This is a genomic window from Nocardia gipuzkoensis, from assembly GCF_021183645.1.
Lineage (GTDB): Bacteria > Actinomycetota > Actinomycetes > Mycobacteriales > Mycobacteriaceae > Nocardia > Nocardia abscessus.
In genome coordinates, this window is record NZ_CP089225.1 from 1,241,615 (window position 1) to 1,256,638 (window position 15,024).

General features: G+C 69.4%; 15 protein-coding genes. 6 read left to right on the plus strand and 9 right to left on the minus strand.

Annotated features, from left to right (window positions below; genetic code table 11):
- Positions 1 to 4: 4 nt before the first annotated feature.
- On the plus strand, positions 5 to 1,204 hold the full coding sequence (locus LTT66_RS05755; protein ID WP_233064909.1) for an MAB_1171c family putative transporter: 1,200 nt from the start codon (positions 5 to 7) through the stop codon (positions 1,202 to 1,204).
- Between the two features lie 2 nt (positions 1,205 to 1,206).
- On the opposite strand, the gene LTT66_RS05760 is transcribed toward LTT66_RS05755, so the two are convergent.
- On the minus strand, positions 1,207 to 2,208 hold the full coding sequence (locus tag LTT66_RS05760; protein WP_233064911.1) for a DUF418 domain-containing protein: 1,002 nt from the start codon (positions 2,206 to 2,208) through the stop codon (positions 1,207 to 1,209).
- A gap of 118 nt (positions 2,209 to 2,326) precedes the next feature.
- Between LTT66_RS05760 and LTT66_RS05765 the strand changes: the two genes are divergently transcribed.
- Together LTT66_RS05765 and LTT66_RS05770 are read left to right on the plus strand one after the other, a co-directional pair.
- Complete coding sequence (locus tag LTT66_RS05765) at positions 2,327 to 2,818, plus strand: MarR family winged helix-turn-helix transcriptional regulator (RefSeq protein WP_233064913.1); 492 nt, start codon at positions 2,327 to 2,329, stop codon at positions 2,816 to 2,818.
- A complete protein-coding gene (locus LTT66_RS05770) occupies positions 2,815 to 3,195 on the plus strand; it encodes a DUF5313 family protein (RefSeq protein WP_233064922.1) in 381 nt (126 codons plus the stop codon). The genes LTT66_RS05765 and LTT66_RS05770 overlap by 4 nt, the downstream gene beginning before the upstream one ends.
- 96 nt (positions 3,196 to 3,291) lie before the next feature.
- On the opposite strand, the gene LTT66_RS05775 is transcribed toward LTT66_RS05770, so the two are convergent.
- Positions 3,292 to 4,383 carry a calcium:proton antiporter gene (locus LTT66_RS05775; protein ID WP_233064924.1) on the minus strand — a complete coding sequence of 364 codons (1,092 nt, stop codon included), beginning with the start codon at positions 4,381 to 4,383 and terminating at the stop codon, positions 3,292 to 3,294.
- A 71-nt stretch (positions 4,384 to 4,454) separates the two neighbouring features.
- Positions 4,455 to 4,850 (minus strand): nitroreductase/quinone reductase family protein, encoded by a 396-nt coding sequence (locus LTT66_RS05780; RefSeq protein ID WP_181719972.1) that lies wholly within the window; start codon positions 4,848 to 4,850, stop codon positions 4,455 to 4,457.
- 543 nt (positions 4,851 to 5,393) lie between these two features.
- On the opposite strand from LTT66_RS05780, the gene LTT66_RS05785 reads away from it, so the two are divergent.
- Positions 5,394 to 6,056: a phosphate signaling complex PhoU family protein gene (locus LTT66_RS05785; RefSeq protein ID WP_233064926.1), complete on the plus strand. Its 663-nt coding sequence runs from the start codon at positions 5,394 to 5,396 to the stop codon at positions 6,054 to 6,056.
- 41 nt (positions 6,057 to 6,097) lie between these two features.
- Here LTT66_RS05785 and LTT66_RS05790 read toward each other — a convergent pair whose 3' ends face one another.
- Together LTT66_RS05790 and LTT66_RS05795 are read right to left on the minus strand one after the other, a co-directional pair.
- Positions 6,098 to 6,958 (minus strand): RNA polymerase sigma factor, encoded by an 861-nt coding sequence (locus LTT66_RS05790; RefSeq protein WP_233064935.1) that lies wholly within the window; start codon positions 6,956 to 6,958, stop codon positions 6,098 to 6,100.
- A 64-nt stretch (positions 6,959 to 7,022) separates the two neighbouring features.
- A complete protein-coding gene (locus tag LTT66_RS05795; RefSeq protein WP_233064937.1) occupies positions 7,023 to 7,895 on the minus strand; it encodes a haloalkane dehalogenase in 873 nt (290 codons plus the stop codon).
- A gap of 692 nt (positions 7,896 to 8,587) precedes the next feature.
- On the opposite strand from LTT66_RS05795, the gene LTT66_RS05800 reads away from it, so the two are divergent.
- Positions 8,588 to 9,310: an HNH endonuclease family protein gene (locus LTT66_RS05800; RefSeq protein WP_233064939.1), complete on the plus strand. Its 723-nt coding sequence runs from the start codon at positions 8,588 to 8,590 to the stop codon at positions 9,308 to 9,310.
- A 150-nt stretch (positions 9,311 to 9,460) separates the two neighbouring features.
- Here the strand turns inward: LTT66_RS05800 and LTT66_RS05805 are convergent, their stop codons facing one another.
- On the minus strand, positions 9,461 to 9,904 hold the full coding sequence (locus LTT66_RS05805) for a hypothetical protein (RefSeq protein ID WP_181719975.1): 444 nt from the start codon (positions 9,902 to 9,904) through the stop codon (positions 9,461 to 9,463).
- A gap of 86 nt (positions 9,905 to 9,990) precedes the next feature.
- Here LTT66_RS05805 and LTT66_RS05810 point away from each other — a divergent pair, with 86 nt between their 5' ends.
- The gene (locus LTT66_RS05810; RefSeq protein WP_233064941.1) at positions 9,991 to 10,791 is read left to right on the plus strand and encodes a helix-turn-helix domain-containing protein; all 801 of its coding nucleotides are present in this window, start codon (positions 9,991 to 9,993) and stop codon (positions 10,789 to 10,791) included.
- A gap of 59 nt (positions 10,792 to 10,850) precedes the next feature.
- Here the strand turns inward: LTT66_RS05810 and LTT66_RS05815 are convergent, their stop codons facing one another.
- From LTT66_RS05815 to LTT66_RS05825, 3 genes are all read right to left on the minus strand, one after another.
- Entirely contained in the window at positions 10,851 to 12,053 is a 1,203-nt protein-coding gene (locus LTT66_RS05815; protein WP_233064943.1) for an FAD-dependent oxidoreductase, read from the minus strand.
- A 181-nt stretch (positions 12,054 to 12,234) separates the two neighbouring features.
- Entirely contained in the window at positions 12,235 to 12,879 is a 645-nt protein-coding gene (locus LTT66_RS05820; RefSeq protein WP_195103351.1) for a PadR family transcriptional regulator, read from the minus strand.
- A gap of 58 nt (positions 12,880 to 12,937) precedes the next feature.
- Positions 12,938 to 14,971 carry an MDR family MFS transporter gene (locus LTT66_RS05825; RefSeq protein WP_332909668.1) on the minus strand — a complete coding sequence of 678 codons (2,034 nt, stop codon included), beginning with the start codon at positions 14,969 to 14,971 and terminating at the stop codon, positions 12,938 to 12,940.
- Between the last annotated feature and the right edge of the window lie 53 nt (positions 14,972 to 15,024).

Consider the following 15,024-nt stretch of genomic DNA (forward strand, 5'->3'; position numbering starts at 1 on the left):
GCCGATGTGGTTCGGACTGGTCTACGGCGGCGTGGCCGCCTTCGCCTTCGCCGCCTTCCTCTGGCGGGTCACCCTCGCCGTTCGCAACCCGGGTAGTGCCGCACGCTGGGCCGTCGCATTCGCCATTCTCGCGGCGGGGATCGGATTCGAAGCGGCTGTGCCGCAGACCTATACCTGGATCGGGAACGTCTCGGGCATTCCCAATCTCGCTTCGCTCGTGGTGTACGGGGCCATCGCCGGTGCCGTGCTCGCTCAGGTGGTGTGGACCGGGTTCATGGTGGCGCCCCAGGAGCCGGACGGCGGGACCGGGCGGCGCGTCCTCATATTGCCGGTGCTCGTGCTCGCGGTGTTGGCGGTGCTGTTCGCCGCGGCCCCGGTACACGACGAGAGCCATCCAACCGACTTCGACGCCCACTACGCGAAGGTCCCATCGGCGGTGGCTTTCCTCGGCTTCTACCTCGCGGTGTACTCCGCGGCGCTGATCCGCATCATCGTGTTGTGCCGCAGGTGGATCGGCGAGGTCGACCGGCTCTGGTTGCGGCGGGGCCTCCGGCTGCTCGCGGTCGGCAGCGCCGTCGCGCTGGGCTACAGCGCGGGCAAGGTGATCGCGGTCGGCGCGGCGTGGTTCGACCTCGATCTGCGCCGCCTCAACACCGACGTCGCGCCCGCGTTCGCGAGCCTGGGCGCGACCGTCATGCTGGTCGGTTATCTGTGCCCCTCGCTGGCGCCGTGGCTGCTGCACACGATCGCCCGGCTGCGGGCGCTGCCGCGGCTGCGTCCGCTGTGGCTGGCCCTGCGTGAGGTGGACCCGGAACTGGCACCCACACCGGACCGGAGCACGGCGGCCCGAGACCGGGTATACCGCAGGGTGATCGAGATCCGGGACTGGCTGTTGCGCCTGCAACCGCACCTGTCCGCCGAGGCGACGGCGATCGCCGAGCGCCTGGCCACCGAACTGGCCGTACCGTGGTACACCCGGGCCGCCGCGATCGAGGCCGCCCGCATCGCCGCCGCGCTGCGGGCGCACCGGCTCGGCCTGCCACCCGCCGGCGACGACGAATCCTTCGCCGAGCCGAGCCAACCCACGCTGGCCGCCGAGCTGGCCTGGCTGGTCGAGGTCGCCGTGCAATTCGACACCTCGCCGCTGGTTTCCACGACGCTGGCCGCGCTGGAGAAGACCGGCGATCCCGCCGCTGGGCGCTGAGTTCAATACCGACGGCTCGGCACCCGCGCCCGCCGGATCGGCACCACCGTCCACCAGGTGACGCACCGCCACACCCATTCCAGCGGGCCGTACTCGAACAACCGCAACCACCCGGCGCTGAACACCGCCTGCACCGCGACGATCGTGACCGCCAGCCCGAGCACCGTCGCGTAGTCGTCGGAGCCGGTCAGTCCCAGACGCGGTGCGGCGAGCAGGATCAGGGCGGTGGCGCCGACGTAGTTGGTCAAAGCCATGCGGCCCATCGGCCGCAACACCTCCGCCAGCACTTGGCCGGGTTCGATGCGCAGCAACAGCAGCAGCCCGGTGAGATAAGCCAGTGCGCCCATCAGGCCCGCCACAGCTATGGCAGGGGTGGACCACAGCTCGAGATACGGCGTGCGGTACTCCCACCTGCCCGCCACTATCGCGGCGGGCAGGGCGAGAGCGAAGACCGCAAAGATCTGCCAACCCCGCTCGTCCAAGGTGTCCACGATCCCGGCGCGTGCGGTGGCCAGGCCGAGCAGGAACAACCCGGGCACCAGGGCCAACCCGCCGCCGAGGGCCAGCGCGACGCCGAAGGTGCCTGCCAGGCCCGCCAGCAGCACCACCCAGTTCGGCAGCGCCGACGCGGGCACCAGGATCACCAACCCGGCCAGCGCGTACGGCAGCAGCGCCTCGCCCGGTTGGAACTGCTGATGGATCAGGCCGACGACGCCGAGCGCGAGCAGGCGGCGGATCAGGACCAGCCGCGGCCGCTCGCCGCGCTCCGCCGCGGTGTCCATGAGCAGGGCGAAACCGATCCCGAACAGGAACGCGAAGATCGGGAAGAAACGTCCTTCGAACAGCACCGACAGCGCGTGCCGCACCGGGATCACCACGCCCGATTCGTCCGTCGTCGCCATCCCGGTGAGCTGCCAGATGTTCACCACGAGGATGCCGCACAGCGCGAACCCACGCACCGCGTCCAATTCCTCGATGCGTAGCGGACCCGGGTGGTTGTCCATGGATTTCACGGTATCGAGCACCCGCCGCCGTACCGGGATCTCGAGCGGAGATGTCGCGCACATCAATTAACGCACTAACTGTTCATGCGCTAACTTGGAGCGCGGACAAGGAGGACCGATGGAGACCGAGATCGACGATCCCCTGCGCTTGGACCGGCAGGTGTGCTTCGCGCTGGCGGTGGCCAACCGCGCGGTGCTCGCCGTCTACCGGCCGCTGCTCGAGCCGCTCGGGCTCACCCACCCGCAATATCTGGTGATGCTCGCCCTGTGGGGCGAGGCGCCGATGTCGGTCAAGGCGATCGCCGAGGCCGTCCAGCTCGACTCCCCCACCCTGTCTCCCCTGCTGAAACGCCTGGAAGCGGCCGGGCTGATCAGCCGCGAACGGGACAGCCGGGACGAGCGCAACCTGGTGGTGAACCTGACCGGGGCCGGAGCCGAACTGCGCGAGCAGGCCGAGCGGATCCCGCCCGCCGTCGTGCGCCGCCTGGGCGTGACCATGGCCGACCTCGAGGAGCTGCGCGACGTCCTCACCCGGGTGAACGAGGCGGCCCGCCGATCGGTGCTCGCCGAGTCCGGCTCCCCCGCCACCGACCGAGGAGTGCAGGCATGACCCGACAGCGACGACGGCCCGATCCGCTCCAGTGGCTCGGCTACGCCTTCGGACGCCGCCTGCCCGATTCGATGCGCGAGTGGGTGCGCGACGACCTGACCGGAAGGTTCGCGGCCATCCGGCACATCGCACGCGGGATGGTGCCGTTCACGCCCCTGTTCGCGGCGTTCCTGCTGTTCCCCGGCGAACTGTGGCTGCGCGGCGCGATGGTCCTGCTGGCGCTGCTGCTGGCCCTGTTCTACACCGTCGCGTTCATGCCGATGAACCGCGCGCACCGGCTCGCGAAACACGGGCTGCCCGCGGATCTGGAGAACCCGCGGCGGGCCCGGCGCCGCGAGCTGGAACGGGCGAGATACGCGGCGCAATACCCGCACTGAGCTGTTCATTCCGTCGCGAGTGCGAGGCGGCGATGTGGATCGTGCAGCGCCCAGCACGCGTGGGCCGACCGCTTCGTGGTTCCGCGTTCACCGGCGTCAAGGGCTGGCGGCCAGGCCGACGAAGGCCGCGAACACAGCCAGGTGGACGCCGCCCTGCAGCAAGGTCGCCCTACCCGGAACGACCGTCAGCCCGCCCACCACGACGGTGAGGGCCAGCAGCACCATCTGGGTCGCGCCGAGGCCGAGCGCCAAGGGGCCCTCCAGCCAGATGCTCGCCACCGCGATCGCCGGGATGGTCAGGCCGATGCTCGCCATGGCCGAACCCAGGGCGAGATTGAGACCGATCTGCACCTGGTCGCGGCGCGCGGCGCGCACCGCGGCCAGCGTCTCGGGCAGCAGCACCAGCAGCGCGATCACCACACCGACCGCCGATTGCGGCAGGCCCGCCGACTCGACGGCCGATTCGACGGCGGGCGAGACCACCTTCGCCAGCCCCACCACGCAGATCAGGGCGATCAGCAACAGACCGAGGCCCGCCAGCGCGGCGCGCGCACTGGGCAGCTCGGCGTGCTCGTCACCCTCGGCGACGACGCCGTCCGCCTCGACCGGCAGGAAGTCGTCCGGATGACGCACCGTCTGCACCATCACGAACAAGCCGTACAGCGCGAGCGAGGCCAGCGCGGCGAAGGCCAGCTGCGCGGGCGAGAACTCCGGACCGGGCTTGCTCGTGGTGAAGGTGGGCAGCACGAGACTGAGCGTGGCCAAGGTCGCCACGGTGGCCAGCGCCGCACCGGTGCCTTCCGCGTTGAACACCGCCACCCGCCTGCGTAGGGCGCCCACCAGCAGGCAGAGACCGAAGATGCCGTTGCAGGTGATCATCACCGCGGCGAAGACCGTGTCGCGGGCCAGGGTGGCGGTTTTGTCGCCGCCCGAGCCCATCAACGTGAGGATCAGGGCGACTTCGATCACGGTGACCGCGATCGCCAGCACCAGCGAGCCGAACGGTTCACCGACCCGGAGCGCGACCACCTCCGCGTGGTGCACCGCGGAGAGCACCGCCCCGATCAACGCCACCACCACGATCGTCACCGCGACACCGGGCAGACTGCGGCCCCAGGTGACGGCGAGGGCGAGCACGGCGAGCAGTGGTACGAGTACGGTCCAGCGGGCGGTCAACACACGGATCATGCCCACCATCGTCCCAGCAAACTATCCGCATCCCGGGCGGGTGATCAATCTCTACGCACCCGGCCCCGGGCTCAGTCGTCCAGATCGATGCGGAGGGTGAGCAGATCGGTGCCGACGAGCCGGACGGCCGCGCTGTTGGCCCGCGGCAGGGCGGCGAGACGGGCACGCGGATCGTCGTCGGGCAGCAGGTGCGCGGTGCCCGTGTGCCACCGCCCGTGCAGCCGCAGCCGGACCCGGTTGTCCGCCTTGATGTTCCGGACATACTGCGAGCGCTCGCCGAACTCGGCGACCAACCAGAATTCCCGCCCGATCTTCCGCCCGCCGATGGGGGTGGTCCGTGGCTGTCCGCTGACCCGGCCGGTGGTCTCCAGCAGGGTCTGCCCGGGCAGCGTGCGAAGGATCGGGTTGCCGACCCGGCGCTGGAACGCCGTCACCACCCGATGCTGAATGTCGCGCAAGTTCGGCATGCCGCGACGGTAACACCGGCAGCATTCGCGGGCAGGCTTCGCGCCTGCGCGATTCGGGCGCTGAGCAGGGCTCGGGCAGACGCGCGCACGGCCACCGCGCGCACAGGCACCGGATCGCAAACACTTGATCGCGGCACCGGGCAGGATCGACCGTCCGCGCCGCCGCCAGGGGGCAGGGCGGGGCATGCGGTGAGCAATCGGACGAGTCGGCGTGCGCCGCAACGACTCTCTGTGATGTGCGCCATAATTCTCCGGTCCGGCAATAACTCTCCGCAACTCGTCCCGGTCCGCGCCGACCAGCCCGATCGCGCAGCGTGGACGCGCGCGACTGCCTCGGTCCCGTGCGCCGAGCCGGTGGCTGCGCCGACGCCCGCTCTGCCCGAAAAATCCGCAGGGCCAGGGTTTTCCACGCGACCCAAGCGCCCGCGCCGCGCGGTCGGCGATCGCGGCGTGGCCTCGGGCGCCGAACCGAGGCGAGGTCGTTACCGAAGAACATCCGGCAAGGAATCGACCCCGCACCGGTCGATAGGTGAGAATTTGGCGGTGCGCACTCAGTTCACTGCCGAGCTCATCGCGTTGACGAAAGATCTGACGCTGATGTGCACGCTCGCCCACGACGCCGTCGAGCGTGTCACCGACGCGCTCGTCGACGCCGACCTCACCGCGACCTACGAGGTCTTCGCGCTCGACGAGCAGTTGCAGAAGATGTACGGCGCGTGTGAGGCGCGCACCGTGGTGCTGCTGGCGTTACAGGCGCCGGTGGCGCGCGACCTACGGCACGTGGTGACCGCGATCCAGATCGCCGGTGAACTGTCCCGCATCGGCTGGCTCGCCAGCCGGGTCGCCGACCAGGTGTACCGGAGTCATCCGGGACACGTGGCGACGCAACCCATCCTGGACGTCCTCGCCGCGATGGGGCAGTTGGCGGCGCAGCGCACGGCGTCGGCCGCGCAGGCGGTCGCGGGCCACCAGGCGCAGGCCGAGGAGCAGACGCCGACCGCGCGCCCGATGGAAACGCTGCACCAGCAACTGCATGCCATGCTGCGCGAGCCGGAGTCCCAACCGTCCACCGAGGTCGCGATCGATATCGCGCTGCTGGGCCATCACCTGGAACGCTGTATCGACCACACGGCACGCATCGATCGGCTCATCCGCTTCCTCGACACCGGGGTTCCGCCGACCGCCCAGCCCACCGACGACGAGTAGACCGGGCGCAGAGCCGATCGCCGCGGCGCGAGCCGAGCCGGTCACTTCTCGTCGAGCAGAGGGAAGCGGCCGGAACCGAGCAGCCCCGCGATGGCGTCCATCTTCGCTTGCGGCGCGGCGTAGTCCGGGTGCGCGCGCAGCACCGACGCCGCATCGTGCAACCGGATCATCTGCTGTTCGGCCGCGACCGCGGTGCGCCCGCCCGGGCTGACCGGATGGCGCGCGTACACCGGACGGCGCTGGTCGACCCGTCCCAGCGCGAGCGCGCGGTCCACCCGGCGCGAGCAGCGGCAGAACGCTTGCGGGTCGACCAGGCCGCAGGTCGCGTTGAGGAAGTTCCCGAGCCGTTTCTTGGCGCGCTCCAACCGCTTTCGGTAGGCGGCGGGAGTGACGTCGAGAATCCAGGCGGCCTCGGACGAATTCAGCTCGAAGACCTCGCCGAGCACGAAGGCGACCCGTTCGTCGCGGGCCAGGCATTGCAGCATGCCCTGGCTGCAGGTGAGCCGCACTTCCGCGGTCAGCAGCACCGCTTCCGGTCCGCGATAGTCCGCCTCCGACAAGCCGTCGGCCAGCCCGTCCCGGTAGGCGTCCAAGCTCACCTGCGCGGCCTCCTGTGGAGTCTGCCGCCGCAGGTTCAGCAGGTGGTTGACGCCGATGCGGTAAGCCCAGGTGAGCAGCTTCGCTTCGGCGCGCCAGGTGTGCAGATGGCCGAGAACGCGCACCAGGATTTCCTGCGTCGCGTCTTCGGCCTCGGCGGGCCGCCAGACCATCCGCAGCGCCAGCCGGTAGAGCGGGTCCTGCAGCAGGCGCACCACCTGGGCGACGGCGTCCCGGTCGCCCGCGACCGCGCGGGCGACCATGACCTGCTCGTCCGCGGCGCCCCGCTCGTGCTGCGTGCTCATCCGGCCATCATTCGGCCTGCGTCGCGGTCGACGCAAGCAGCGCCGGGTCACCCCGTGGCGCGGGTCACGAGCCGGCGGCGGCCCCGATCAGGGCGTGCCGGTCCAGCCACGCCGCGACGGCCCGGCCGATCTCGTCCGGCCGGTCTTCCGGCGCGTGGTGCCCGGCCGGACCGATCGGCGCGACCTCGGCGCTCGCGAATGAGCTCGCGGCCCAGTCGATCACCTCCGCCGCCCCCATTCCGACGCCGTTCTCCAGCGCCATCAGCAATTTGGGCACCTCGGGTGTCGCGGCCGCCCAGGCGCCGTAGTTGCGCACCAGAGCGACCACGTCGGCGGGCTCTCCGTCCAGCGGGAATTCGCGCGGCCACACCAGCAGTGGCTTGCGTGCGGCCGGTGTGGGGTACGGCGCCCGGTACACGTCGTGATCCGCGGGCGACAGGTCGGCGACGCCCCTCGGCAAATTGAACTCGATGAAGGTGTTCTCCTCCAGCACCATTCGCTCTCCTTCCGCCGAGCGGAACTTCCGGAACAACTCGGCGCCGAGCGCAGGCAGCTCGTCCCAGCGCATCGGCCGCAGGAACGTCTCGATCAGCGCGACTCCGCGCACCCGCCCCGGGTGCCTGGCGGCCCAGTCCATGCCCAGCGCGCCACCCCAGTCGTGGCCGACCAGCACCACCTGATCCAGCCCGAGTGCGTCGAACCAGGCGTCCAGGTATGCGGCGTGATCGGTGAACCGGTAGTCGCCGCCGGGCTTGCCCGATTCCCCCATACCGATCAGGTCGGGCGCCAGCGCCCTGGTCCGGTCGGCGACGTGCGGAATCACGTTGCGCCACAGGTACGACGAAGTCGGATTGCCGTGCAGGAACACCACAGGGGTGTCGCCCACACCGGTATCGCGGAAGTGGATGAAGGAGTCGAGTACGTCGACGGTCGGCATGATGTGGTCCTTCCGGGTCCAGGTCTGCTTGCCTGCACCCGTTTCGACACACGATTTCGCTTGTCTGTGACCGGACATGACGTGAGCATCGTCACAGGATCGAGCGGGTGGACGACGCCCGCGCTGCGCCGTCATCTCGAGGAGACATCCGTAGTCATACAGTAGATGCATGGTCGAAACTGAAGATCGGCTGAGAAATCTTTTGAACCATCAGAACGAACTTGCCAATCTACTTCTCGCCTATCTACTGTCTTGGTACGTAGAATCAAGCGAGATCGAGATGGAGCGAATGCGTGCCGGCGCCCAATAGGGTACGGCCTCTCGGGTCACCGGCACCGACCGGATCCCGATCGCCCTGATCGTCACGAGCGAGTCCGGAACAGGCGCGGCTCGACACCTCGGGACCTCCCCCTCATCAGCCCCGTGGTGTCGTCCCAGTGCGGAATTCGGAGTGGACAACCATCCGCACAACCGCGCGGCTCCACAGGTCTCCTCGTGATAGACCGCCCCCGAATCGGCGCCGGCACGGCGATTCGGGGGCGGGCCCACTTTCCGGCCCGGTGGCCTTGTGGGCCGCCGGATATCGACCGCCTGTGCCGAATCTCATACGCGCCAATCGGTTGTGCGAACACCCGGACTGGATACTTTGACGCCGGTTACAGTTTCAAGTGGATTCGGCGTTAGGAAGTTCGATGAAGTCCACAGCGCAGCGGCTGGCTCTGATCGGTGTCATGGTCGCGACTTCCATCGGACTCGTCGGATGTTCCTCCATCCGGCCCAGTGAGTCGACGGCGGCACGGTGCGGTTCCGACGGCCGGGCCTGCGCCGACGCGCCCGCCGCGATTCCAGGACGGGACGCTCTCGCCCTCCTGAACTCCCTGCGCGTCGCGGATCGCGCACCCAAAACCGGCTACAGCCGAGACGAATTCGGGCCTCCGTGGTCGGACAATGTCTCGGTGCCCGGCGGCGGCAACGGCTGCGACACCCGCAACGACATCCTGCAGCGCGACCTGACCGACGTGACCTTCAAGTCGGGCAAGTGCATCGTCGCCACCGGGACCCTCGCCGACCCGTACACCGGCAAGACCATCAACTTCAAACGCGGCACGAAGTCCTCCGACGACGTGCAGATCGATCACGTCATCGCGCTCTCGGACGCCTGGCAGAAAGGCGCACAGCAACTGTCCGCCGAACGCCGCCGTGACCTGGCCAACGACCCACTGAACCTGCAAGCCGTGGACGGGCCGACCAACCAGTCCAAGAGCGACTCCGACGCGGCCGAATGGCTGCCGCCGATCAAGGGGTATCACTGCGCCTACGTGACCAGGCAGGTCCAGGTGAAGGCGGCTTACCAGCTCTGGGTCACCCCGGCCGAGAAGGACGCCATGGTGCGGATCCTCACCGCCTGCCCCTGAGACCTGGGGAACTCGAAATCCGCTCGGCTGTCCGCAGTTCGCCACCGCCGCGCGGGCGATGGTCGAGACGGTCTCGCCCGGCCGCGCCGGACGCGGCGGTCGACCCGTCCGCGCCCCGTGACGGATCCTGGGGATAGACAACGGCATTCGTCACGCGACGCCGATGTACTGGTGATCCCACCGGATCCGGCCCTCGTCGTCGAGTGCGATCACGTCGTACCCGCCGCCGACGACGGCCCCGTCCGCCTTCGCCACCATGTGCCAGGTGAGGCCGATCAGGTTCACCGACAGCCGCACCGCGGGGCCCTTCCCCACGAAGACGTGCTCGCCAGGGGCGACGAACTCGTCGTACGCGCGATCGACGCGACGGTCCAGCGCTTCGTAGCCGCGGATCTGTACGGTCGGGATCGGGAAGGACAACTGGGCCAATGCCTCCCGCATCGCCTGCGGCGGGTCCACCAGCACCTGGGCGCCGTCCTCGCTCCACAGACGCCTGATCTGCTCGTGCCTGGCCTCGGCGTCGGCCTCGTTCCACAGCGCGATGTACCGCTCGGTGAATCGCGACAGTTCCTGCTCATCGAGTTGCTTGCTCATGCCGCAGAGTTTTGCCGTCGTCCGGCCCGTGTGCGATTCCCCGCAGGGTATGGCCAAGGACCGGCCACCCGCCCGATACTGCTGCTATGACGACGGCGGTCCAGTCCACCGGGTTCGCCCGGCAGCTCAAGCATTGGCGGACCCTGCGCCGGGTCAGCCAGCTCGACCTCGCGATCCGCGCCGACACCACCCAACGACATCTGAGTTTCCTGGAGCAGGGCCGCTCGCGCCCCGGTCGCACCATGGTGGTGCGGCTGGCCGAATCACTGGAGCTGTCGCTGCGGGAACGCAACGGACTGCTGCTCGCCGCGGGCTACGCGCCGATCTTTCCCGAATCGGAACTCGACACCGTGGAACTGGCGCCGGTGCTGGAGGCTCTGCGGGCCATTCTGGACGGTCATCTGCCCTACCCGGCGCTGGTCGTCCGGCCCTACGGCGTCCTGCTCGCCGCCAACGCCGCCTTCGACGTGCTCACCGAGGGCGCCGCCCCCTGGCTGCTGGAGCCTCCGGTCAACGTCCTGCGGCTCGCCCTGCATCCCGACGGCTTGGCCGCCCGCGTGCTCAACCTGCCGGAATGGGGCAGGCATGTCACCGAGGCGCTGCGCAACCGGCTGACCCGCAGCCCCGACCCCGCCCTCGACGCACTGATCGACGAGCTGGAAACCTATCTGCCGCAAGCCGAACCCGGGCCGGACCACCTCGGTTTCGCGGTGCCCCTGCGCCTGCGCTGCGACGAAGGCGAATTGCGTCTGATCACCACGCTCACGTCGTTCGCCACCGCCGTCGACGTCACCCTCGCCGAATTGCAACTGGAGGCGTTCCTGCCCGGCGACGAGCAGACCACGCGGATCCTGCGCGACCGCGCGGCAGGCCGCTGCGAGGGATGACGCTCACCGAATGAGCGATCCCGCCGGTCGGCCGGACCGGCGGGATCGCTCAGCAGGACTCAGACCGCCGCGAATTCGCCGTCGGCGGGCGCGTCCCAGTCGATCCGGTAGCGCTGCTCGGGACCCATGGACTTCTCCGGTTTCATCACCGTCTTGGCCATCAGCGGCATGAGCAGCTGCATCATCTTGCGCCCCACCGGCCCCGGCGTCTTGCTGTGGTTGATCTTCGCCGCGCGAGCCGCGACGCCCTCCACGCGGTCGCGGCGCAAGCGCTCGTAGACGGCGAACGCCTCCGCGGCGGGCAGATCACGCAGGCAGCGGGCCAGCTGCACGGCGCTCTCGATCGCCAGCGAGGCCCCCTGGCCGGAGCTGTTCGACGGGGCGTGCACCGCATCGCCGACCAGCACCATCCGCCCGCGATGCCAGTGCGGCACCGGCGGCATGATGTGCAGCGCGCCGACCACCTCCAACTGCTCCTCGGTGGTGCGACGAGCGAGTTCGCCGCCAGGAGTGTCGTCGCGATAGGTCTCGCGCAGGATCTCCAGCCAGTGCGCGTTCGGCACCGCCCGCGCCGCGGTGAGCGACAGATACTGCTTGTGCGGCAGGTTTGCTCCCCACGCCACCCGTCCGTCCCCGACCGGCCAGTACAGGTAGTACGCCCGCTTGCCGAACGCGAAAGTCATGGTGTCGGGCGCGATGTCGGCGTCGCACTCGGTGATCGCGCCGAAGCCGAGCATGCCGGTGTAATCGGGCCCCGGCGCGTTCGGGTCGATCAGCGTGCGCACGGCCGAGCGGATACCGTCCGCGCCCACCAGCACGTCGGCGGTGGCCGTGCTGCCGTCGGCGAAACGGGCGGTGACGCCCGACGCGTCCTCGTGCACGTCGACCAGGCGCTTGTCGTACTCGAACGGAACGCCCGCGGCGATCGCGTGCCGGTGCAGGACTTGGTGCAGCTCGCTGCGATCGACCAGTTGCAGCGGCGGCACGTCGGAGAGGCCCGGCAGCGCCAGCACCTTGTCTCCTACGGCCATGTTCATCTTCGTCACCGGCTGCGCGATCGCGCGGACGGGATCGCCCGCCCCGATGATGTCGAGGGCGGCGATGCCGTTGGGCGCCAGCGCGAGCCCGCTGCCGATGCCGTAGGACGGGCCGGGATAGGCCTCGTGGACGCGGGCTTCGATACCCGCTTTGAGCAGGGCCGTCGCGACCACAGGGCCGGCGATGCCGCCACCGATCACCAGGGCGGTACGTGTTGTGGACATAGGTGTCTCCAGGATTCGTGCGATTCGGGTTTTCGGTTCCCCGAACCGACCCACGCGCCACCCACCCGGTTATCCTGTGGTTGCCAGCCTTGTAGCCGGGTGCGCGTTCGCGGGCGCGGTTCGAGACTGTTCGATCGGGCCCGGCGGCGGTGTTGCCGCACCTCGCCGGGTCCGGTCTCGGCTAGTTCTCGGCCATCCCCCTCTCCACCAGCTCGGCGACCTCGGACTGACGCATGCCGCGTTCGTGCCATTCCCGCCACTGCACCAGCCCGGGGAAGGCGCCCTCGGTCAGCTCGTCGCGCAGCGAACGCGTCCACGCCGCTTCGGCTTCCAGCATGGCCAGCCCGAATTCGGACTCGATGATGAAAAGGCGCGGCAGCGTGCCCGCCAGTTCGCCCAGTTCGCGGCGCACGGTCTCGATGGTCCGCGCCAGCGCTTCGAGCCGGGTACCGAGCAGTTCGACCACTTCGGCGGGCGGAAGCACCGCGAGCATCGACAGACCCGCGACGAACCGGTGCGGTTCCGGTTCCGGACTCGACAGCAGCTCCCTGGTCCAATCGGCCATCTCGGCGCGGCCCGCGTCGGTGATCCGGTAGATCACCCGCTCGGGCCGGGCGCCCTCCCGTTCACTGCCGACGACCTCGAGAAAACCCACCTTGGCCATGTTCTGCACAACCGTGTACAGCGAACCCCACTTGATCGCCATGTCATGGTCTTTGCCCCGGTCGCGCAACGTCTGCGCGATCTCGTACCGGTGCATCGGGCGCTCGACGATCACGGACAGCACCGCGAGCGCGAGCAGGTTGTCCACCTTGCGTTTCTTCATCGCGGCGCCTCCTTACTCGTCTACGAATATACGTGCACGAGTATTCGGGCGCAAGCAGTCAGACGCGCGCCGTTTCCTGCTCGCGCGCTTCGTCTTCCAGCAACTTCGTGGCGATGTTCGTCAGCGCCCGATCCAGCAGCGCGCGGTCGACAGGATCGGCTTCGTTCCAGTCGTCGAGTCTGCGGTCGAGCCAGCGTCGCCAAGCCGCTTTGATCCGATCCATCTCGGCCGCACCGGAGTCGGTGAGCCGCAACCGGTCCGCGTCCCGCGTCAGATACCCCTCCGCGCCGACCTGGTCGTAGATCGGCTCGATCACCTCCTCGGGGAGGCGGTGCGCCCGCGCTATCGCCGCGAGCGTGGCGTCGCCCGTGACCCGCTCGCGCAGATACACCTGCCCGAGAGCCCATGCCTCGCCCCGCGTGAGATCGCTGTCCGCCTCGGCGAGGATGCGCGGTCCGATCACGTCCCCGGCGCGCGCCTTGCGCACGGTGCCCGCGATCGCGCGCTCCAGTTGCACCAGCCGATCGGGAGAGTCGGGCACCGAGAACCCCTCGCCCACGTCCCCCGCGCCCGCCCGCGCGCTGTCGCGCAGCGGCACCTCGGGCAGGAACCACGCGATCACGAATCCGGCGAGCGCGACCGGCACGACCCAGAAGAACACGTGGCCGATGGAGTCGGCGTACGCGTCGATGATGGGGGCCGACTGTTCGGCGGGCAGTGCGCGCAAAGCTTGCGGGTCGGCCGCGACGCCCGGCGGCACCACACGCACGCGGGCCAGCGCAGCGGCAAGGTTCGGCTCGATTTCGCTGCTGTACAGCGTGCCGAAAATCGCCGTGCCGAAGGCGCTTCCGAGCGTGCGAAAGAACGTGACGCCGGAGGTCGCGGTGCCCAACTGGGCATAGGGCACGGTGTTCTGCACGACTATGGTGAGCACCTGCATGGCCAGACCGAGGCCGAGGCCCAGGATCAGCATGTACAGCGACTCCAGCCACGTGGCGGTGGTCCGGTCCATGGTCGACATCGAGTACAGGCCGAGCGCCATGACCAGCGTGCCCGCGATCGGGAAGTACCGGTAGCGCCCGGTCTTGCCGACCACCTGCCCGGACAGGATCGAGGTGGCGAACAGGCCTGCCACCAGCGGCAGGGTGCGCACGCCGGACATGGTGGCCGAAACCCCGTCGACGTACTGCAGGTAGGCGGGCAGGTAGGTCATCGAGCCGAGCATCGCGAAGCCGACGATGAAGCTGAGCAGGGAGCAGACCGTGAACACCCGGCTGCGGAACAACCCCATCGGCAGCATCGGTTCCGCGGCCCGCAACTCCACCGCGACGAATGTGGCCAGCAGGAACACCGCGGCAGCGAACAATCCGATAATCGTCGGCGAACCCCACGCGTATTGCTGTCCGCCCCACTCCAACGCGAGGATCAGGCTGGAGACGCCGAGGGCCACCAGACCGATGCCCGCGTAGTCGATGATCGGCTTGGCCGCGGCGCGCACCCGTGGGAGGGTGCGCGCCGCCAAGGCGATCATGACCACGGCGACCGGCACGTTGACGTAGAAGCACCAGCGCCAGCTGGCGTGATCGGTGAACAAGCCGCCCAGCGTCGGGCCGATCACCGTGGTCACGCCGAACACGGCCCCCAGCGCGCCTTGGTACTTGCCGCGCTGCCGCAGCGGGATGATGTCGGCGATCAGCGCCATCGAGGTGACCATCAGCCCGCCCGCGCCGAAGCCCTGCACGCCGCGGGCCAGCACCAGCAGCAGCATGCCGTTGGCCAGACCGGCGAGCATCGAGCCGACAATGAATATCACCGCGCTGACCTGGAACACCAGCTTGCGGCCGAACAGGTCGCCGAGCTTGCCCGCCAGCGCCGTCGCCACCGCCTCGGCCAGCAGGTACGACGTGACCACCCAGGCCATGTGCCCCGCCCCGCCGAGGTCGGCGACGATGGTGGGCAGCGCGGTGGAGACGATGGTCTGGTCCAGCGCCGCCATCAACATGCCGAGCACGATCGTGCCGAACACGACGTTGGTCTTGGCCCTGCCCATCGGGGCCGCTGGGTCCGCGGCGACAGCAACCGAACCGGCCATCAGCCCAGTATGGGACTTCGCCGCTTCGATGGACATCCAGCGACACGGCAGCG